The organism is Allobacillus salarius, assembly GCF_007559425.1.
Classification (GTDB): domain Bacteria; phylum Bacillota; class Bacilli; order Bacillales; family Alkalibacillaceae; genus Allobacillus; species Allobacillus salarius.
Genome location: NZ_VMHE01000009.1, coordinates 19,147 through 37,213, shown reverse-complemented (window position 1 = coordinate 37,213; position 18,067 = coordinate 19,147). Strand labels below are relative to the sequence as shown.

The 18,067-nt window shown below is 37.5% G+C and carries 24 protein-coding genes; 17 read left to right on the top strand and 7 right to left on the bottom strand.

The window, feature by feature from the left end; translation table 11 throughout:
- The first annotated feature begins 121 nt into the window (after positions 1-121).
- The 3 genes from mgtE to FPQ13_RS06755 all read left to right on the top strand — a co-directional run bounded on the left by mgtE (position 122) and on the right by FPQ13_RS06755 (position 2,961).
- The gene (gene mgtE, locus FPQ13_RS06765; RefSeq protein ID WP_377863236.1) at positions 122-1,498 is read left to right on the top strand and encodes a magnesium transporter; all 1,377 of its coding nucleotides are present in this window, start codon (positions 122-124) and stop codon (positions 1,496-1,498) included.
- Between the two features lie 125 nt (positions 1,499-1,623).
- A complete protein-coding gene (gene fabI, locus FPQ13_RS06760) occupies positions 1,624-2,406 on the top strand; it encodes an enoyl-ACP reductase FabI (protein WP_144088576.1) in 783 nt (260 codons plus the stop codon).
- A 144-nt stretch (positions 2,407-2,550) separates the two neighbouring features.
- Entirely contained in the window at positions 2,551-2,961 is a 411-nt protein-coding gene (locus FPQ13_RS06755; protein ID WP_144088575.1) for a CotO family spore coat protein, read from the top strand.
- Positions 2,962-3,069: 108 nt separating this feature from the next.
- Here the strand turns inward: FPQ13_RS06755 and FPQ13_RS06750 are convergent, their stop codons facing one another.
- Positions 3,070-3,528, bottom strand: coding sequence for a CotY/CotZ family spore coat protein (locus FPQ13_RS06750; protein WP_144088574.1), 459 nt, complete (start codon positions 3,526-3,528; stop codon positions 3,070-3,072).
- 200 nt (positions 3,529-3,728) lie between these two features.
- Between FPQ13_RS06750 and FPQ13_RS06745 the strand changes: the two genes are divergently transcribed.
- A complete protein-coding gene (locus FPQ13_RS06745) occupies positions 3,729-3,968 on the top strand; it encodes a hypothetical protein (RefSeq protein ID WP_144088573.1) in 240 nt (79 codons plus the stop codon).
- A gap of 207 nt (positions 3,969-4,175) precedes the next feature.
- Positions 4,176-4,490 (top strand): hypothetical protein, encoded by a 315-nt coding sequence (locus FPQ13_RS06740; protein ID WP_144088572.1) that lies wholly within the window; start codon positions 4,176-4,178, stop codon positions 4,488-4,490.
- 100 nt (positions 4,491-4,590) lie between these two features.
- Here FPQ13_RS06740 and FPQ13_RS06735 read toward each other — a convergent pair whose 3' ends face one another.
- From FPQ13_RS06735 to FPQ13_RS06720, 4 genes are all read right to left on the bottom strand, one after another.
- The gene (locus FPQ13_RS06735; RefSeq protein ID WP_144088571.1) at positions 4,591-5,265 is read right to left on the bottom strand and encodes a DUF421 domain-containing protein; all 675 of its coding nucleotides are present in this window, start codon (positions 5,263-5,265) and stop codon (positions 4,591-4,593) included.
- Positions 5,266-5,477: 212 nt separating this feature from the next.
- Positions 5,478-5,909, bottom strand: coding sequence for a GNAT family N-acetyltransferase (locus FPQ13_RS06730; RefSeq protein ID WP_144088570.1), 432 nt, complete (start codon positions 5,907-5,909; stop codon positions 5,478-5,480).
- Positions 5,909-6,427 carry a YjcG family protein gene (locus FPQ13_RS06725; protein WP_144088569.1) on the bottom strand — a complete coding sequence of 173 codons (519 nt, stop codon included), beginning with the start codon at positions 6,425-6,427 and terminating at the stop codon, positions 5,909-5,911. Before FPQ13_RS06725 ends, FPQ13_RS06730 begins: the two co-directional genes overlap by 1 nt.
- Positions 6,428-6,519: 92 nt before the next feature.
- Positions 6,520-7,245, bottom strand: a complete 726-nt coding sequence (locus FPQ13_RS06720) for an alpha/beta hydrolase (RefSeq protein ID WP_144088568.1) — start codon at positions 7,243-7,245, stop codon at positions 6,520-6,522.
- A 238-nt stretch (positions 7,246-7,483) separates the two neighbouring features.
- Here FPQ13_RS06720 and pxpB point away from each other — a divergent pair, with 238 nt between their 5' ends.
- From pxpB to FPQ13_RS06660, 12 genes are all read left to right on the top strand, one after another.
- Complete coding sequence (gene pxpB / locus FPQ13_RS06715) at positions 7,484-8,203, top strand: 5-oxoprolinase subunit PxpB (protein ID WP_144088567.1); 720 nt, start codon at positions 7,484-7,486, stop codon at positions 8,201-8,203.
- Positions 8,193-8,954: a LamB/YcsF family protein gene (locus tag FPQ13_RS06710; RefSeq protein WP_144088566.1), complete on the top strand. Its 762-nt coding sequence runs from the start codon at positions 8,193-8,195 to the stop codon at positions 8,952-8,954. The genes pxpB and FPQ13_RS06710 overlap by 11 nt, the downstream gene beginning before the upstream one ends.
- Positions 8,955-8,965: 11 nt before the next feature.
- Positions 8,966-9,865: a 5-oxoprolinase subunit C family protein gene (locus tag FPQ13_RS06705; RefSeq protein ID WP_144088565.1), complete on the top strand. Its 900-nt coding sequence runs from the start codon at positions 8,966-8,968 to the stop codon at positions 9,863-9,865.
- On the top strand, positions 9,846-10,844 hold the full coding sequence (locus FPQ13_RS06700) for a zinc-binding dehydrogenase (protein WP_144088564.1): 999 nt from the start codon (positions 9,846-9,848) through the stop codon (positions 10,842-10,844). Before FPQ13_RS06705 ends, FPQ13_RS06700 begins: the two co-directional genes overlap by 20 nt.
- 115 nt (positions 10,845-10,959) lie before the next feature.
- Positions 10,960-11,670: a response regulator transcription factor gene (locus FPQ13_RS06695; protein WP_144088563.1), complete on the top strand. Its 711-nt coding sequence runs from the start codon at positions 10,960-10,962 to the stop codon at positions 11,668-11,670.
- A complete protein-coding gene (locus FPQ13_RS06690; protein ID WP_186279585.1) occupies positions 11,654-13,015 on the top strand; it encodes a HAMP domain-containing sensor histidine kinase in 1,362 nt (453 codons plus the stop codon). The genes FPQ13_RS06695 and FPQ13_RS06690 overlap by 17 nt, the downstream gene beginning before the upstream one ends.
- Before the next feature lie 61 nt (positions 13,016-13,076).
- Complete coding sequence (locus FPQ13_RS06685; protein ID WP_144088561.1) at positions 13,077-13,916, top strand: PepSY domain-containing protein; 840 nt, start codon at positions 13,077-13,079, stop codon at positions 13,914-13,916.
- A 251-nt stretch (positions 13,917-14,167) separates the two neighbouring features.
- Positions 14,168-14,431: a hypothetical protein gene (locus tag FPQ13_RS06680; protein WP_144088560.1), complete on the top strand. Its 264-nt coding sequence runs from the start codon at positions 14,168-14,170 to the stop codon at positions 14,429-14,431.
- A 198-nt stretch (positions 14,432-14,629) separates the two neighbouring features.
- Positions 14,630-15,286: a PepSY domain-containing protein gene (locus FPQ13_RS06675; RefSeq protein ID WP_144088559.1), complete on the top strand. Its 657-nt coding sequence runs from the start codon at positions 14,630-14,632 to the stop codon at positions 15,284-15,286.
- Between the two features lie 101 nt (positions 15,287-15,387).
- A complete protein-coding gene (locus tag FPQ13_RS06670) occupies positions 15,388-15,813 on the top strand; it encodes a hypothetical protein (RefSeq protein ID WP_144088558.1) in 426 nt (141 codons plus the stop codon).
- 251 nt (positions 15,814-16,064) lie between these two features.
- Complete coding sequence (locus FPQ13_RS06665) at positions 16,065-16,754, top strand: N-acetylmuramoyl-L-alanine amidase (protein WP_144088557.1); 690 nt, start codon at positions 16,065-16,067, stop codon at positions 16,752-16,754.
- Between the two features lie 19 nt (positions 16,755-16,773).
- Positions 16,774-17,016 carry a phage holin family protein gene (locus FPQ13_RS06660; RefSeq protein ID WP_246065413.1) on the top strand — a complete coding sequence of 81 codons (243 nt, stop codon included), beginning with the start codon at positions 16,774-16,776 and terminating at the stop codon, positions 17,014-17,016.
- 39 nt (positions 17,017-17,055) lie between these two features.
- Here the strand turns inward: FPQ13_RS06660 and FPQ13_RS06655 are convergent, their stop codons facing one another.
- Together FPQ13_RS06655 and FPQ13_RS06650 are read right to left on the bottom strand one after the other, a co-directional pair.
- Positions 17,056-17,460: a DUF3021 domain-containing protein gene (locus FPQ13_RS06655; RefSeq protein WP_186278514.1), complete on the bottom strand. Its 405-nt coding sequence runs from the start codon at positions 17,458-17,460 to the stop codon at positions 17,056-17,058.
- Positions 17,460-17,915, bottom strand: coding sequence for a LytTR family DNA-binding domain-containing protein (locus FPQ13_RS06650; RefSeq protein ID WP_144088554.1), 456 nt, complete (start codon positions 17,913-17,915; stop codon positions 17,460-17,462). The genes FPQ13_RS06655 and FPQ13_RS06650 overlap by 1 nt, the downstream gene beginning before the upstream one ends.
- Positions 17,916-18,067: the final 152 nt, after the last annotated feature.

Below are 18,067 nucleotides of genomic sequence, written 5' to 3'. Positions count from 1 at the left end.
TTTGTTTCATTTTTAATCATACGTCAATTCTCGACAATTTAAAACAGTTGAGTCATTTGTCGAATAAATTAACTCATTATACAATAATACTACGGATTTGCTTCCTTGAGGAGGTTTTTTTATGGAAAATAACAACACAGAAAATATGGAATTCTTACGAAAAGAAAATTATCGAGACGTAATGAAGGCATTGGAAGATGATCAAATAGAATTATTCCGAGAAGCGTATTTGAGTCTTCACCCTTATGACCAGGCAACGATTTTTGAAGAAGTGTCGAGTGAAGAACGTTTCCAGATCTATACGTATCTTTCGCCAGAAGAAATGTCTGAACTTAGTACACATATGAATTTTGAATTCTTCAGTGAACGTTTGCTTGAAATGAATCCAGAATATGCTGCTCGGATCCTTGATGATCTGCCGACGGATGATGCTGTAGATATACTGAACCTTCTGGATAAAAACCAAGCGACGAGCTTGTTAATGTTGATGGACAAAGAAGAAGCTGACGAAATTCGCAGCTTACTGCATTATGAAGAAAAAACTGCCGGTAGTATTATGACTACGGAATATGTCGTCATTAACCAAAATATGACGATTCGAGAAGCAATGGTGCATCTTCGTTCAGCGGCACCTGATGCGGAAACGATTTATTATGTATTTGTTGTCGACGATGAACAGAAATTAGTCGGCGTTATATCACTAAGAGACTTAATCATCTCCGAACAAGACGATAAAGTCAGTGATGTCATGAGTGACCGAGTTGTCTCTTCTTATGTTGGCGATCACCAAGAAGATATTGCGCAGTTAATGAGAGATTATGACTTCTTGGCATTGCCTGTTGTTGACTTGCAACAACATTTGCTCGGTATCATTACCGTCGACGATATTTTAGATGTTATGGATATCGAAGCCAGTGATGACTACTCCAAATTGGCAGCTGTTACGGATATGGAGCCAGGAGACCAAACGGCTTTTAATGCGGCAAAAAAGCGTTTGCCATGGCTCATTATTTTACTGTTTCTCGGACTTATTACAGCAAGTCTCATTGGACGATTTGAAGAAACGCTTGACCAAGTTGCAGTGTTGGCAATATTCATTCCGCTAATTGCTGGAATGGCTGGGAATAGCGGAACACAAGCACTAGCTGTTACTGTAAGAGGTTTAGCGACAGGTGAAATATCTAAAGAGGGCTTTTTTAAGCGGCTTCGTCGAGAAACTGTAACTGGTTTAATTACAGGTGTGACAAGCGGTATACTCATGTTTTTTATTATTCTTGTTTGGATGGACCATCTATATCTCGGTATTATCGTCGGCGTTTCAATTGCTGCTTCACTTTTGGTTGCAACGATTGCCGGTTCATTGATGCCATTATTAATGCACAAATTTCATATAGACCCCGCAGTCGCCAGTGGCCCATTCATCACAACGATTAACGATATTATCTCAGTGTTGATTTATTTCGGCTTGGCTACTTCCTTTATGTATTTGTTGATTTAAACATGGAATAAATCCCTATTTCAAAATAAATGATAAAAAAGATTGTTAAATGATGCGCTTTCTTATAAAATAGGACTAGGTACTAATAACAAATACTAACTTATTACAAATAGGAGGCCAATGAAATGAAATTCTCATTAGAAGGTCGTACATACGTCGTGATGGGTGTTGCTAATAAACGAAGCATCGCTTGGGGGATCTCTAAATCTTTACATGACGCAGGAGCCCGCTTGATCTTCACGTATGCTAGTGACCGTTTTGAAAAACCAGTAAGAGAATTAGCTGGAACGTTGGATCGAGACGACTCACTTTTTTATGAGTGTGATGTTACAGACGATGAGGCTATAAAGAAAACATTTGCTGAAATTAAAGAAGATGTAGGTGTTATTCACGGATTGGCTCACTGTATTGCTTTTGCCAATCGGGAAGACTTAAAAGGGGAATTCATTGATACTTCAAGAGATGGCTTCTTACTATCTCAAAATATTAGCGCGTATTCCTTGGTAGCAGTGTCGAGAGAGGCTAAAGAGCTGATGACAGAAGGTGGAAGCATCTTGACAATGACATACCTTGGCGGAGAGCGCGTTGTTGAAAATTATAACGTAATGGGCGTCTCCAAAGCGAGCTTAGATATGACAATGCGTTACCTTGCAAACGATCTTGGTAAAGAAGGAATCCGCGTAAATGCGATTTCTGCTGGTCCAATTCGTACATTATCTGCAAAAGGTGTCGGAGATTTCAACTCGATTTTGAAGACAATTGAAGAAAGAGCACCACTACGTAAACCTGTTACGCAAGAAGAAGTTGGAGATACGGCTTATTTCTTAATGAGTGATCTTTCACGCGGTATTACAGGCGAAACTTTACACGTCGATTCAGGTTATAATATTTTAGGATTAACAGAATAAAATCATTAGACCTCAAAGCCTCAATCGGTTTTGAGGTTTTAATTTTTATTTTATGAATATCTTTTCTAAAACACCCGGTACAAACGCACAAGAATGCATCCGTTGCATATGATGGAGAAGAACTGACAAAGGAGTGATCCATACGTGCAACGTGTAAAACCACCATTATTATTTATCGAAGAAAAAAGCTCTCATTCAACAGAGATTGAAGCACAATCGTTCTATTACTCAAAAAAATCAAGTAAAAATAACGCAAGAGAAGAAGAAGGTTCAACAGAGGATTCACCGCAACAAAAAGCATCGAATGAGCACAATGAAGATCATGCTAATAAAACTTCGTTTGAATCATTCGATTTAAGTGAGAAATTCAAGCATTTAAGCCGCTTGTTATTAACAATTCCTCAAATGAATTGTGAAATTATTACTGAAGAAACAAGTTTTAAAGGAACAATTCAAGATATCAATGAGAATGCGATCATTTTAAAGCCACAGCAATCACCAGCTTTCAAAATATCCAGGAAGATTATCAAAGATATTCGTTTGGCGGGGTTATAGATGATGTGCTGGCAAGGCCATATGGCTGAGCCAGTTTTTTGATGGTTATAGATGTACATGCATAAGATAGCTGCCTTGAGTTATATCAAGGCAGCTTCTTCAACTGAATTAGCTACAAGCGTTTACTGCTGGCAGACAAGTGACATGACAGAAGCAATCTAAATCAACTGTAATACAAATTCCAGTGGTTTTAAGATTAGCAGTCTTTTGACGTGTTGGATCAGTAAAGTTTTGTTGAGATTCTTGTGGATCTCTCAGTAGTTCTAGAACTGCACAGCAATCACTATCTACACTTTTGACGCGGAAATAGTAGCTTGCAACAACCGTTCTGCTCGAGTTGTTATACACTCCGAATCCTTTAAAAGGATCACAGTCACAATATAGTAGTACAGGGACCGTATCGAGATTATTCGGTGCAGCTGAATCACCTAACAAATCTTGAATCGATTGCTCACAGCCAATCTGACACTCATGATCAACTGTATCTCGTTGTGCCTCCACGATTTGACGAAGTATATCGCAAACACAATTTCCCGTTCGATCTTTCTTATCACAGCGACAACTCATATAATATCCCCTTTCTAGTCAAATGACCTTTTATACGCTACTACATTATGCGAATTACCTAGTGGAGTGTGGGCGGATGTCGTATTTCTAGAAAATCAATGCAATCCTTCTTTTGTAAGGAAAAGGGCGTTTGACTATTCCCAACTGACAGAGGATGAATATAGTAGTAATGTACATTTTCATAAAAGGAGATGAATAACTTGTCTGAAGATAAAAAAGAAATTCACGTAAAAGACTTGGTTATCAAAGCAGATCGTGTATCATTCGAACCGCCAGAAAGAAAAGATCCATTTTTTGGTTCGGGAAGACCAGATTTATGGAGACCAACAGATCATAACAAAGAAGAAATTGAAGCGGAACATGAAAATGAAGCATCTGATGAACAAGATGACGGAGATTTTGACAGCGAAGAAAGAAGACCACCATTTTTTTGGATTTAACTTTTTTCATGAAAGGTTCATAAGCAGATAAGTTTCCGTACGATGATCGATTCGTCATATTCATCGTACGGTTTTTTTATTTGTAGGAACTAGATGAAATAGAGTAGTCAAATGGTTGTAAAGTAAAAGTCGTAAGAACGTCATAAAGAATAGGCATATATTTTGTGATAAAGGGAATAGGTTAGTAGATAGAGGAGGTCGTTGTCAATGGGCTATATTGCTCCGGTCAAAATGGAACAAACAAACCAATATCAATTAAGAACAGTCCAAAATGTAGTTCATCCAATCACATGGGAACGGATTTACCATGTGAAGCTACATGAACAATTAGCGAAGCATCAAAATTTAGATGAATTTTACCGAAGAAAAGAACAACTGAAGAAACGACTTGATCATGAAGGAACAAACAAACCACAACAGAATACCGTCTTTGTAACTGAACAAGCGAAAGTAGGGAAGAGGAAAGATATTTCTTTTCCCGATATTACAGGGAAAGGAAAGTTTATTAGCGACTCTGTTTAATAAAAGGTTTTGCTTTTTTAGAATGGGGTAATAGGACTACACAAAAATAACATCCAGACAAATTATTGACTGGATGCTTACTATAGATCAAGGGAAGGCCTTACTCAGATGATAGGATAAACAGGCCTTTCCCTTTTTCCCATTCTGCATATACAATGTCTTTCAATTGATAACCTTGTCGTTCCGCTTCCATTATAACACGATTTTCATCCCATTCAATTTCATCTAAGTTTTCTTCAACAATTTCTCCATCGGCGACAATGGTAATCGGTAAATAAACATCTTGCTCTGGAATATTTAATGCTTGTTGATCTGGTTGTTGGTAATTATGTTTTTTAAGTACGTTAATTGTACCGCTTGGCTCAAAGATGGCATACTCAACTTCTCTCAATGAAAATACATCTTTATCACGCAGCAGTTGTAACATTTGGCTAAGGTCCAGTTTGTTTCTCTTTAATTCGTCATACTGGATAATTCCTCGGCGAACGAGTATCGAGGGCATTCCCTCTAATATTTTTCTGCTTTTTCGAACTTTTAAAGTAAAAAAATCAATGGCATAGACGAGAGCTCCCCAAAGAGCAACCGCAAATAAAATTTCTTGAATACCAACATCTTGATCATAAACAGCATTACCGACAAGCTCACCCAGTACCATTACAGAGATGAAATCGAAAACGGTAATCTGATTCATTTGTGTTTTACCGAGAATCTTTGTCAATATAAAAAGTGCTATAAATCCAATGATGGCTTCCAATGCAATGGATCCAAATCCCATTTTGGTCCCCTCCATGTCATTAAATCCTCTCAATAGTATGCGTTTGAAAGGATTTGTTCATACACCGAAGCGTCAATTTGGTTATTAAGAAGGGTTATCGACAATCAAATCTCCTTCCTGCCAAATAAATTGGAATTTTTTCTAATAAAGAAAGCCGGATAAACGTAAGTTTATCCGGCTTTCTTTATATTATATTACGTAGATACTTATACCTAAATAGATAAATCCTTAACCATTGTGAAGTGGGGAATACCAGCATCGAGAAACTCACCTGATATCGTTTGGTAACCTAATTTTTTATAGAATTCTTCTGCATACTTTTGTGCATTCAGTTTAGCTTTGAAGTATCCGTGTTTTTTGATCGTTTCTTCCATTTCTTCAATGATTTTATTTCCATAATGATTTCCACGTTCATCTTTGACTACACAAATTCGTTCAAGTTTTCCATATTCATCGACAAATCTTAAACGGCTTGCGAGCACAGGGCGTTGGTCAATATAACCGACAAAGTGGATGGCGTGCTCATCATGTTCATCCATCTCTTCATCCATGGAAACACCTTGTTCGTCAACAAATACTTCTTGGCGGATCTGATAGGCATCGTTTCTCTCTCGTTCGGTACTTACTTCCTTAATTTTGATCATCATTCACCCAACTTATATGTCTCATAAACGGTCCAAGAACCGTCATCGAGCTGATAAAGAAGTTGGAAACGATCAATTGTATCTTTTAAATCAAAAGAAGAAATCTTTAGCGTGCCATACACATCAGAGTGTTCGTCTTCAGATAAATCTTGACTGATCGTTATATGTGGAACAAACTTAAACGCTTGTTCACCTGGAAAGCCTTCAGCATTCATTTGTTCATTCAACTTACTCAATGTATCATTCGGTTCTATTTTTAAATAAATCGTATGAGTAATCGGGCTGAACGAACTAACTTTCTTTATTTCGATGTCAAATGGTTCTGTCTCTTTCGCGATTTTCGAAAGGTCTTTAGACAATCTGTCAATCGTTTGCTGATCGGCGGTGAAACTTTCTTTCAATGTAATGTGAGGAGGTATCTTGGAGTATGATGGATCATACCTCATCCGATAAGAATTGGCAATGTCTTGAATTTTTTTTGATGGAAATGCAGCGATTCCGTAAGTTAATTGACTCATTCAATCATCCCTCCTAAAAAATATAGTCGTCTCAATTTTTGTTTAACTTCTATTATAACAGATACGAGACTGAAAAACTTTTCATGTGCTGATTATTTTCCAAAAATAGTCTGAAGGGCCTGTGGCAAATCTTTCTGCCATTGCTTCCATGTGTGTTTACCTTCATTTTCTTTGTAATAATAATCTGCGACTTTGCTCTTTAAAAGCTCATGCAGCTTTCGATTAGGTTCTAAAAAATCATCTTTGCTACCCTTTGTCGTAGGTACTTCGGTCTCATCTTTTCCAATCGTATGGTAGATGGTCATATTTGCAATTTCTTCAGAAGCTTCAACGGCTTTTAAAACTTGTTCATCAACATATGGAGACTGCATAATAATTTTTCCGAATGCATTTGGATATTTTAACGCAGTCATTAAAGAAACGGTTCCACCGAGTGAATCTCCCATGAGTACGCGACAAGAGCCGACATTGTAACCAGGCAGTTCCTCATCTAAAAGCGGAACAACCTCTGACCGTAAAAATTTAATGTAATCGGCATTCTTCTCGCCGTCTGGATGATACTTATCCCAACGGTCGTAGCGGTCTTGATAATGGATTCCAACAAAAATGGTGTTTTCGATTTTATCGTCACCGTGTAATCGATCGCTTACAGTAGCTGCTCGACCAAGTTGATAATAATCATTTCCATCTTGCATGATACAAAGATGGTATTTATACAATGAGCTAAAATTTTCAGGTTCATAAATTTTGATGGTTATTGTTTCATTCAGGAAATCACTTTCAATTTCTCTGTCAATCATTTTTCCGGCTCTTCCCACAAATCAAACCTCCGTTTACTGAATATAAATTTATTTTAGCATACTTAGAAGAAATATCCATGGAATTAGATGGACGCGAAAGAGTTTTACCCTAACTAAGACTATACCCGAACTATGTTAAAATAGTCTTAAAAATAATGAAAATAATGAAGTTTATTAGTTTCTGCGAATGGTTAAACAGGGTAATTACGAAAAGTAAGAGCGTTTAATTATTGAGATTGAAAGTGAGTTGAAATAAATGAATCCAATCCAATTTATGCCATTAGGTGACCAAGCGATTATTGTCTCTTTCGGAAATGAACTGAGTAAGCAAACGAATCAAAGGGTGCAACATTTCCGTCACTTACTACTTCGCCAACAGTGGTCGTTTATCGTGGATGTAGTGGCTACGTTCACGAATGTAACGGTTTTCTATGATGCAACTAAGCAATCATATCCAGGCGTAAAAAGTGAATTGAATCTTTTGTTGGAAGATGAGGGGTATAGGGAAGTGAAGAAGAGCGTTCGAAACATTTATTTACCTGTGCTTTATAATGGAATGGATTTAGGACGAGTAACTGAAAAAACGGGTTTGAGTAAAATGGAAATCATTCAATACCATACGAATCAGGCTTATCCCATTTATATGGTTGGTTTCTTGCCTGGGTTTCCTTATGTCGGTGGATTCACAGAAAAATTTTCAATTCCTCGGCTGGAAAAACCACGAAATCAAGTGCCAAAAGGAAGTGTAGGGATTATCAATTCACAATCTGGCATATACCCTGTTTCATCGCCCGGTGGATGGAATATTATTGGAACAACACCAGTGGAGCTCATCCGATTAGATAAAAAATACCCATTCTACTATCAGGCGGGTGACTATATTACTTTTTATCCGGTCGATGAAGACGAATACAAGTCCATCCGACAAAATAAATTATTTGAACCAAAAATTGAGGTGATTCAAGATGGCGATTGATTTTAATGCGGATCTTGGAGAAGGTTACGGTGCATTTTCTGTCGGGAATGATGAAGAATTATTGAGTATTATCAGTTCATGTAATATTGCATGTGGATTTCATGCGGGTGATTATAAAACCATTCCGCAAACGGTTAAGAGAGCGATGGAAAAAGGTGTACAGATTGGTGCTCATCCTAGTTTTTACGATTTACATGGATTTGGAAGAAGAAACATACCTCATACACCAGAAGATATTTATGAGTTGATGATTTATCAGTTAGGTGCATTGCAGGCATTCGTTCGATTACACGGCGGCCGCCTGAACCACGTGAAGCCACATGGAGCTCTATATAATGTGGGGTGCAAAGATTCATCTGTAGCACAGGCGATTGCCCAAGCGGTCAAAGATTTTGATCAACGGCTCGTTTTGTTTGGCTTAGCTAACAGTGAGCTTATCAGAGCAGGCCAACAAGTAGGTTTGGTAACCGCACAGGAAGCTTTCGCGGATCGCACCTATCAAAATGACGGAACACTGACACCGAGAATTGAAAATAATGCCGTTTTACATGATACAGACAGTGTTGTTGAACAAGCATTACGTATTGCAAAAGAAGGAAAAGTAACGTCCGTCGACGGTATGGACATTGAACTCCATGCAGACACGCTTTGTTTCCACGGTGATACACCAGAAGCTGTCGAGCATGCGAAAGCTTGTAAACATGCTTTTGAAAAAGAAGGAATCCACATTATGACAACCTTTGGAATGTGAGGAAGAAATCTATGTTGAAAGTAATCAATCCAGGAATTTTGATGACTGTTCAAGATCAAGGTCGGAAAAAGCATCGTTCATTCGGAGTACCAATATCGGGTGTTATGGATCATTACGCCGCAAATTGTGCTAACTATTTATTGGGTAATTCAGAAAAGGAAGCGGTTATTGAAATAACAATGGGTGGCGTTACACTCGATGTCGTGGAAGATACGGATATAAGCGTCACTGGCGGAGATTTAAATGGCTATATAAATGAAAAACATCTTCCAATGTGGAAAAAACTAACGGTACATTCAGGCGATCGATTGACGTTTAAAGGTCCAAAATCAGGCATGCGCACGTATATTGCTCTTCCTGGTGGTATTGAATCACCGAGCTATTTAGGAAGTCAATCCGTCTATGAGAAAGCAGGTTTCGGGAAAGCCTTTCAAAAAGGTGATAACATTAAAGGCAGACAGTCAACTGCAGCTCATGCCAAATCAATCCAACCAATGGAGATTCCGACGTATACGAAGGAAGTAACGGTACGTGTCGTTCCGAGTCATTATGAAAGTAGCTTCAAAGATTCGTCCATTCAATACTTTTATGAGAAGGGCTTTACAATTAAAGCAGCTGACCGGATGGGGTGCCAATTACAGGGTCATCGTTTAGAGCGGAAAGAAAACATAGATATTTTGTCGGAAGCGACGACCTATGGAACGATTCAAGTGCCAGCGGAAGGAAGTCCTATAATACTGCTTGCTGATGCTCAAACAACAGGAGGGTATCCAACAATCGGAACCGTCTTAACGGAAGATTTGTGGCGAATAGCACAATTGCCACCAGGAGGAAAACTATTTTTCGAACGCTATCCATTAAAAGAAGATCTAATAGAGAGGAGTTCGTCATATGAAAGCATTGATTCATGAAAAAATCGCAGGTGTAGAAGGAGTTCGCTGGTCAGATACAGAGAAACCAGAACCGAAAGCTGGAGAAGTGTTAATTAAGTTGGAAACTGCAGGAATGAATCGTAGAGATTTAGCTGTTATTACTAAGCGCCACAAAGAAAATGATCCACCTTTAATCCCAGGATCGGATGGTGCTGGGGTTATCGAAGTGATCGGAAGTGATGCAGAACGATTCGAAATTGGACAAGAAGTAATTATCAATCCAAGCTTGGGATGGGAGCAGAATAGCGACGTGCCACCTGAAGGATTCAATATCGTGGGTTTTCCTGATGATGGAACATTTGCTGAATACATTGTTTTGCCAGAGTCACAAGTAGAGAAAAAACCGACTCAATTATCATGGGATGAAGCGGGTGTTTTAGGACTTGCTGCATTGACAGCCTATCGAGCTTTGTTCACAAGAGGGAACTTACAAAAAGATGAAACAGTCATGCTTCCTGGAATCGGTAGTGGTGTCCTCACGTTCGCACTAAAATATGCGAAAGCGGCGGGAGCACGTGTGATTGTTACGTCACGGAGTGAAGAGAAACTAGAGGAAGCCAAGAAGCTTGGGGCTGACCGTGGAATTTTGACTGGTTCGGATTGGAATGAAGAGTTGAAAGATGAATCCGTTGACTTATTAATTGAATCCATCGGTGCAGCCACTTTTGAAAAATCCCTCGGAATCATTAGACGTGGTGGAACGATTGTCACATTTGGTGCCACAACGGATGATGAGGTGACGATCGATATCCGGAAGTTTTTCTATGGACAATACAACTTATTAGGATCAACGATGGGAAGTAGAGAAGAGTTCCGTGAAATGCTTCAATTTATCGAACAGCACGGGATTAAACCGGAAATCGATCGAATGTTTGAAGCGGAGAACTATGTGGATGCATTCAATTATTTAGAACAAAGTAAGAACTTTGGAAAGATTGGCTTTCGAATAAGTAAATAAACTAACGTAAAATCAGCACAAACCGAGTAGTCTTATGGACTCGATTTGTGCTGATTTTTTCTCTCTTATGATAAGATGAACATATAATTAAAGGCGAAAAAAGTAGGTGAATAGTATGTCTGACAATGCATCCATTTTAATTGTAGAAGATGAAGATAAAATCGCACGTGTGCTTGAATTAGAGTTGTCATTTGAAGGCTATACAGTCGATAAAGCTTCATCAGGATATGAAGCGATTGAAAAATTTCGAACAGAAAAATGGGATGTCGTGTTACTCGATATCATGCTTCCTGAAATGAGTGGAATTGAAATCCTACGTCGAATTCGAAAAGAAAATGAGCAAGTTGCCGTCATATTGTTGACTGCAAAAGACTCTATTGAAGATAAAGTGACAGGTCTCGATTTAGGTGCCAATGATTATATGACCAAACCATTTCAAATCGAAGAACTTTTAGCTAGAATTCGAGCAGCTCTTCGTTTGAAGCAGAAGCCTAACAATGAAATAGATGATCAATGGTTGGTTTTTTCCGATCTGAAGCTGAATGAAAGTACGAGAGAAGTTTACCGTGGTGACCGATTGATCGAACTGACACCAAGAGAATTTGATTTGCTTGTTTATTTCATGAATAATCCCCGCCATGTTTTAACTAGAGAACAGATTTTAGAAACCGTATGGGGATTCGACTACTATGGCGAAACGAACGTCGTTGATGTTTATGTTAGATACGTAAGAAAAAAGGTTGACGGAGAACAAGATAACAAATTAATCAATACCGTTCGAGGCGTCGGCTATGTCATGAAGGATGCTTATGAATCTAAAAAATAGAATCTTTTTATATACTGCTGTTGTGTTTGTTGTGATTACTATTCTGCTTTCCATTACAATTTATTTTACTTTTTCCCACATTACATATGACCGGGAAATCGATCAAATGGAAGATGAAGTTACAAATATTTTGACAGGAATCGCTCAAGCAGACGAAAGTTTTCCGGTAAACGATTTACTCGGTGTTTATGTTCCGTCAAACGGCATGTTACGAATCTTAGACGAGCAAGGCAATCAATTAAGTGAAATTACGTCAGGTGATTATTTGTCATTACGGAAGGTAACAATCCCATTCAATTCCGTTCGAATGAGTGGAAGAACAGAAGATTCGAATACAGTGATCGGTTATGTCCAAGTACCGACGATCTGGCAGAATGGTGAAGTTGTTTATGTGCAGCTTTTTGAAAATTTAAGTGCTGTACAAGATAACCTGCGGACACTCCGATTTGTTTTGGTTCTGGTCGTTTTAGTCGCGATTATTCCGGTAATGGTTTCTGGTAGAGTGCTCGCTGATTTTATTAGTCGTCCAATACAATCACTCATTCGTACCATGCAAGATATTCAGACGAGTTCATCATTTAAGCATATCGAATACCAACAAAAACCGGGTGATGAACTATATACGATGACGCGTACATTTAATGAAATGATTGATCTTTTGAAAGACAACTATGAAAAACAAGAAGCATTCGTTTCCAATGCGTCCCACGAACTACGAACGCCAATCACTGTCATCGAAAGTTATGCCAATCTGGTTAAGCGACGCGGACTAGAGAAACCTGAGTTGGTTATGGAATCCATTGAAGCTATTCATTCAGAAGCCGTTCGAATGCGGGATTTGACGGAGCAATTACTCATGCTGGCTCGAAGACAAAAGGACTGGCAATTGCATGTTGAATCTTTTTCATTATCAGAAACTGTGAAACGAGCTTCACAAAACATCGAATATTCTTATGGCAGAACAGTAAAGTTAACCATAGATGAAGATATTCCTCCAATTCGCTCAGACCAGCAAAAAATTAAACAATTATTGTATATCTTTATCGATAATGCCCGTAAATACAGCGAAGAATCGATTGAAATTGATATTAAAATGCGAGCGACAAACTATGTCATCAACATTAAGGATTACGGAATAGGTATTCCAGAAGAATCAATCGGTAAAATATTCGATCGCTTTTATCGTGTGGATGAGGCGCGAAGCCGTGATGAAGGGGGCAGTGGTCTCGGTCTTGCTTTAGCTAGTGATTTAGCAGAAGCGCTTGATATAAAAATAGATGTCCAAAGTCAGGTTGGAGAAGGAACAACGGTCACTTTAACGATTCCTTCATCCGTTTCTCATTAAATTTTAATCTCTATGTTTTATACTTTGGTTAAAATGGACAACTCAAGGAGGTTAATGCCTTTTGAATAAAGAAAGAATCTTTTGGATGGCTGGAGGATCGATACTGACGATTACTCTTTTTCTGATTGCGCAGCAATTCTTTTTCGGTGAATCCTCTGCTGAAGAACTCTCTGTTAGTGAAGTGAAGGAAAGGATTGAAGAACGATTCCAAGCTCAAGTCCTATCGATTGAAGAGAAAGATGAACAATTTGAAGTGAAAATCGAAGAAAGCAATGGTAAATATTTAATTTCCGTTGATTCTGTAGAAGGGCAAGTACTCAATATTCAACCGCTTTCTGATGAAACTTCAGAAGAGTCATCAACGTCTGATGAAGATTTCATTATCGAAGAAAGCGAAGATCCACCGTCAGATGAAAATCATTCAGAGAACGAAAGTGAAAATACGCAAGAAAATAAAGAAAATCAGCTAACCCTATCAGAAGCTGAAACAAAAGTGAAGCAATCATACAAAGGTGAAATCATCTCATCCGAGTTCGTTGATGAAGAGCAACCGTACATTAAATTAACGATTGATAACTCTCATGAAACGATTCAAATTCATGTGGATGCAAACTCAGGTGAATTAAGCGAACAAAAACGGGTGAGTAAAGAACAGTCTAAACAAGAAAATCCAGCTGAAGATGAAAGTCGTCAATACACATTGATTACAAAGAAAGAAGCAGGTCAAATTGCTTTGGATAAAATAGCTGGAGAACTAGAAGATATTGAGCTGAAAGAAGTCGATGGAACCGCCTACTACCATGTTGAAGTAGAAAAGAAAGTAGACGACGATGAAGAAGATTATGTGATTCGAATCAATGCGATTACAGGGAAAGTTATTTCAGTTTCTAAAGATGATTAATTTATTTGCTGATAAAATACGTTTACGTAATTAGTGAATGCTTGGAAACTATTGTATAAAATGCTTCTATGATTTCTTTGAAAATCATATAGTTCACTACTTTATTTGTCTCACATTTTAATCCACAACTCAAGACTAAATTACAAAAAATTAAACTTTATGGTAAAATTAAGATAATTAAGATTCGCCAATTTTTTTCAATTTATAAACTAGACATTTTAGTTAAATGGAGATAAATAAAGGGGGATCTGATGAGTAAAGAAAAAATTAACCAAACGATTAAAGTTATTTATGGAATCGTAGTTACTATTTTGTTTTTGTTTGCAGCAGATCTCATTCTGGGTAATGAAGGAACCAATGATCGTGTTGGTCTTTTATTAATAATAGTTGCTCTTTTCATAAGCTTTGTGTATGAATTCTACAAGTCTTTAATAGAAGAAAATAAGAAGTCGGCAATTATAGATTTTTTATTTGTGATATTGGGCACTGTAGTCATAATTAATATAATCATCTAATCAAATCGAGACCTTTGTAAAACACAAAACTGCCGAGGTGATTTGCCCGTAAATAGAAAGAGCGAAGCAACGTTAGCCTTCGTTCTTTTTTTGTGGATTTTTACTCTTTTCTAATCATTTTCTCATAATTCTATCCGTTGTTTCTCATATTGAACGTTTACAGTAAGAGTATACCAAGAAACAAAAGGAGGAAGTTAAATGAAGAAGAAAATATTATTAGGTACAGTAGCCGTCATTGTAACTGCTGGAGGAGCTTTTGGGGTATCTGCAATGAGTGATCAAACCCTTGATAAAAGTTATGGAAAAGACGGTATCGAAACAGAGGTGGACACTGATATGGAAATAGATACAAATAAATTAGTCGGTGCCCATGAACTAGAAGATATCGTACTTAGCAAAGTTCAAGGAAACATTGAAGAAATTGAACTGGAAGATGAAAATGGCAAGCTTTTATTCAAAGTAGAAATAGAGAGCAAAGAAAATAGAGACGCTGAAGTATATGTAGATGCGTATACCGGAGAAGTCATCGAAGTTGAATATGACGATCGTGACGACGAACAAGATACAGAGAAAGAGGATAATAACGAGTCTGATCAAAACGAAAACGAGAAAAACTCAGCTAATCATAAACAAGTAAAGTCATCTGAACAAACATCAACAAATGAAATCATTAGCCGTGAGAAAGCAATCGACATTGCAAAAGAAGTTCATAACGGAACGGTACAAGAGGCTGAACTAGATGAAGATGATGGACAACAAATTTTTGAAATTGAGTTTGAAGATGACGAACAAGAAGCAGAAGTCGAAATTGATGCTAAGACAGGAAAAGTATTAAGTGTTGAATATGATGATTAAATGATATGAAAAGCCAGGCATTCGCCTGGCTTTTTTTAAAAACATATAAGTGGATTATGCTATATTAATAAAAGGAAGTTCAATAATAGGCGGTGTACATAGTGAACGATAAGGTAGTAAAAATTGTGAAAGATACTCTATGGATGGATAACAAAAATTTAAATAACATTACACTGAATAATTTAGAGAATAAAATGAACGAAGTAGGCTTTGATGATGATTTCATAAAAGAGATTATTCAGGTCTTTAAACAAAAGATCGTTGAACAGGGTGAAAGGGAATTTCAACAGGAGCTTGTAAATCTTCATTTTAAATGTCCTGGAGAATTTCAGAGTGAAGAAAAGGCTGTACAAACCTATGACAAATACCATTCATGGTTAGAAAGTGAAGTAAAAAACTTAGAAAATGAAACAAAGTTATCTTGGGAAAAACAAACAGAAGATATTGAGGAACTAAATGAAAAAGCTAGAAAAACACAATTAGTTATCAGGCACAGATTATCTGAAATTGTTTTAGAACTAATTTAGCAACATTAAATTACAATACATAAAAAAAGCCTCTAAAAGAGGCCTTTTTTTATGTTCTTTATTTAGCTGTAAAACAAATTGATAATAGGTTGAAATAAATATTTCTTTTCAAATTTCGCATAATCAAACAACTCTAATCGCCTATTTTAAACGATCTTTCCACCCATTTTTCGACAAATATACGATTCTATAAACAGATACTCAAGCAGATTTCATGTATTTTCATAATCTATTAATGAAGGAGGGATGATATGACTAAATGGATTCAAGACGCTGGCCATGGTGGAAGTGATACTGGAGCCTTCCATGATGGTGTAGCGGAAAAAGAATGGTCACTTGAGGCAGCTCTATATGTCAATCAGAGACTGAATGAATTAGGTGTTTCGAGTACTGTGACCAGAAAATCAGATCGAAATCTTTCAAGGGATGAACGCACCGCTGCCGTATCAAAATATGAAAAAGCAATATCACATCACTTTAATGCTGGCGGTGGTTCCGGTGCGGAATTGATTCACAGCATTTATGCGGATGGGTCTTTCGAAAAAAATCTACGGCAGAAATTTGAAGAAGCAGGGTATCCTTTTAGACGAATTTTCACCAAAACGTATCCAGGTAATCGTAAGCGAGACTATTATTATATGAACCGCGAAACAGGTAGTGCCAGAGTAACAATTGTAGAATATGGCTTCTTAGATGGACCAAACCTGCATAGATTAAAAGACAAGAACTATCGCGAAGGTCTTTACGAATGCGTCGTTCAAGCGATCTGTGCAGAAGAAGGCGTTCCTTATAGACAAGCATCCCAGGAACCGACGGATAAAGGAACGACATTATATCGTGTTGTCACAGGTTCCTTTCATAAAAGGGAGAATGCTGAGAAAAGAATCGAACAGCTCAAGAAGGCAGGGTACGAAGCGTTCATCGATATCCTTCGCAAGTAAAGGGGGAATAACATTGGCTATGTTGGATTTTATTATGGAAGAAGCTTATATTTTGATTCCCGTATTGATCATCATCGGTCGGATTTTAAAAATATCAACGAATCTACCAACACGCTTTATCCCAATCACATTGCTTGGTCTGAGTTTCCTGTTAACCGGTGTGATGCTAGGTCTCTCGTTTGAATCAACCATCCAATCGATCTTGATTGCTGGTGCTGCTGTGTTTAGTCATCAGCTGTTTAAACAAATGAGAAATCGATAATAGGCGGCTGGCTCCCTTCATGGGTTGCCAGCCATTTTTTTACGTTTTTTTGAGATGCTCATTTAAATCCTTTTCGACTTTTGAAAAGTAACTCCGCAAAACAAACCAAAATACTGTGTAAATAAATACAAAACCAACTAAACCCATCACGATTGGAATGATTCCAACAGGTACCCAACCAAGAAGGAGTGCAAGAGGAAGCCAAACGGTCACGGACAAGAAAAAATGAATGATTGTCTGTTTTAATGGGCTCCATTTTTCATTGTCAAAAATCAACGACGCTGAGCCAAAGTAAATCCCCATAATTAAAGAACCGAACATTCCTTTCCATATGTCCAAAATAGTTGATTCAGTTTCTGTAATTAAGAGTACTGTAATGAAAATAAACGTGATTAACGCTGCGAACGCCATGCCGCCAAGACTTCTTTTGAATGCTTCAGCCATCATTTCGAACCACCTCCTAGTATAAGCTTTTCTTTTACATTCATGACGTATTTCCGTGAAACATACTCCTTGTTACCCGAACGGAAAAAGACACAAAGGTTTCCGTTAAAACTTAACTCGAATGAATCTATTTGTTGCAGGTTTCCAATGACTGACTTTGAGAAGCGGGTAAAGTGATAAGTCTCCAACAATTCTTCCACCTCATAAAGCTTCATGTTAATCTCTATGGATCTTTTGTTCACGGCAGCAAATACTTTTCGTTCCTGTGCATAGATGAAGTCGATTTCATTTGGATGGAGTAAGATTGATTTGTCATTTTCCGTACCAATCAATTTACCGGTTGTTTGTTCTTTTAATTTTTCAACTAAGAGTTCCAATTCTTTAGACCACTCCTTCGCATGAATCGTGATGGTCGTTTCATGATGGTTTTCATCCAGATCAATTTTTACTTTCAACAATGTTCCTCCTCCCGGTAATTAAAGTATAGTCGATTGAATATTTATGTAGTTGATCACTTGCATAACCCGTTGTAATGATGCGATAAGTTACCTTAATATGTTCATGACATGCTGCTCGACAATCATTATTTCGATAACCGTTGATTAAA

Excerpts from the sequence above, each read along its gene's own strand:
- FPQ13_RS06725 (WP_144088569.1), bottom strand. The coding sequence starts at position 6,427 with ATGAGTCAATTAACTTACGGAATCGCTGCATTTCCATCAAAAAAAATT.
- FPQ13_RS06695 (WP_144088563.1), top strand. The coding sequence starts at position 10,960 with ATGTCTGACAATGCATCCATTTTAATTGTAGAAGATGAAGATAAAATC.
- FPQ13_RS06680 (WP_144088560.1), top strand. The coding sequence starts at position 14,168 with ATGAGTAAAGAAAAAATTAACCAAACGATTAAAGTTATTTATGGAATC.
- pxpB (WP_144088567.1), top strand. The coding sequence starts at position 7,484 with ATGAATCCAATCCAATTTATGCCATTAGGTGACCAAGCGATTATTGTC.
- FPQ13_RS06730 (WP_144088570.1), bottom strand. The coding sequence starts at position 5,909 with ATGATCAAAATTAAGGAAGTAAGTACCGAACGAGAGAGAAACGATGCC.
- FPQ13_RS06660 (WP_246065413.1), top strand. The coding sequence starts at position 16,774 with ATGTTGGATTTTATTATGGAAGAAGCTTATATTTTGATTCCCGTATTG.
- FPQ13_RS06675 (WP_144088559.1), top strand. The coding sequence starts at position 14,630 with ATGAAGAAGAAAATATTATTAGGTACAGTAGCCGTCATTGTAACTGCT.
- FPQ13_RS06690 (WP_186279585.1), top strand. The coding sequence starts at position 11,654 with ATGAATCTAAAAAATAGAATCTTTTTATATACTGCTGTTGTGTTTGTT.
- FPQ13_RS06710 (WP_144088566.1), top strand. The coding sequence starts at position 8,193 with ATGGCGATTGATTTTAATGCGGATCTTGGAGAAGGTTACGGTGCATTT.
- FPQ13_RS06740 (WP_144088572.1), top strand. The coding sequence starts at position 4,176 with ATGGGCTATATTGCTCCGGTCAAAATGGAACAAACAAACCAATATCAA.
- FPQ13_RS06700 (WP_144088564.1), top strand. The coding sequence starts at position 9,846 with ATGAAAGCATTGATTCATGAAAAAATCGCAGGTGTAGAAGGAGTTCGC.
- fabI (WP_144088576.1), top strand. The coding sequence starts at position 1,624 with ATGAAATTCTCATTAGAAGGTCGTACATACGTCGTGATGGGTGTTGCT.
- FPQ13_RS06655 (WP_186278514.1), bottom strand. The coding sequence starts at position 17,460 with ATGGCTGAAGCATTCAAAAGAAGTCTTGGCGGCATGGCGTTCGCAGCG.
- FPQ13_RS06665 (WP_144088557.1), top strand. The coding sequence starts at position 16,065 with ATGACTAAATGGATTCAAGACGCTGGCCATGGTGGAAGTGATACTGGA.
- FPQ13_RS06705 (WP_144088565.1), top strand. The coding sequence starts at position 8,966 with ATGTTGAAAGTAATCAATCCAGGAATTTTGATGACTGTTCAAGATCAA.
- FPQ13_RS06750 (WP_144088574.1), bottom strand. The coding sequence starts at position 3,528 with ATGAGTTGTCGCTGTGATAAGAAAGATCGAACGGGAAATTGTGTTTGC.
- FPQ13_RS06735 (WP_144088571.1), bottom strand. The coding sequence starts at position 5,265 with ATGGGATTTGGATCCATTGCATTGGAAGCCATCATTGGATTTATAGCA.
- mgtE (WP_377863236.1), top strand. The coding sequence starts at position 122 with ATGGAAAATAACAACACAGAAAATATGGAATTCTTACGAAAAGAAAAT.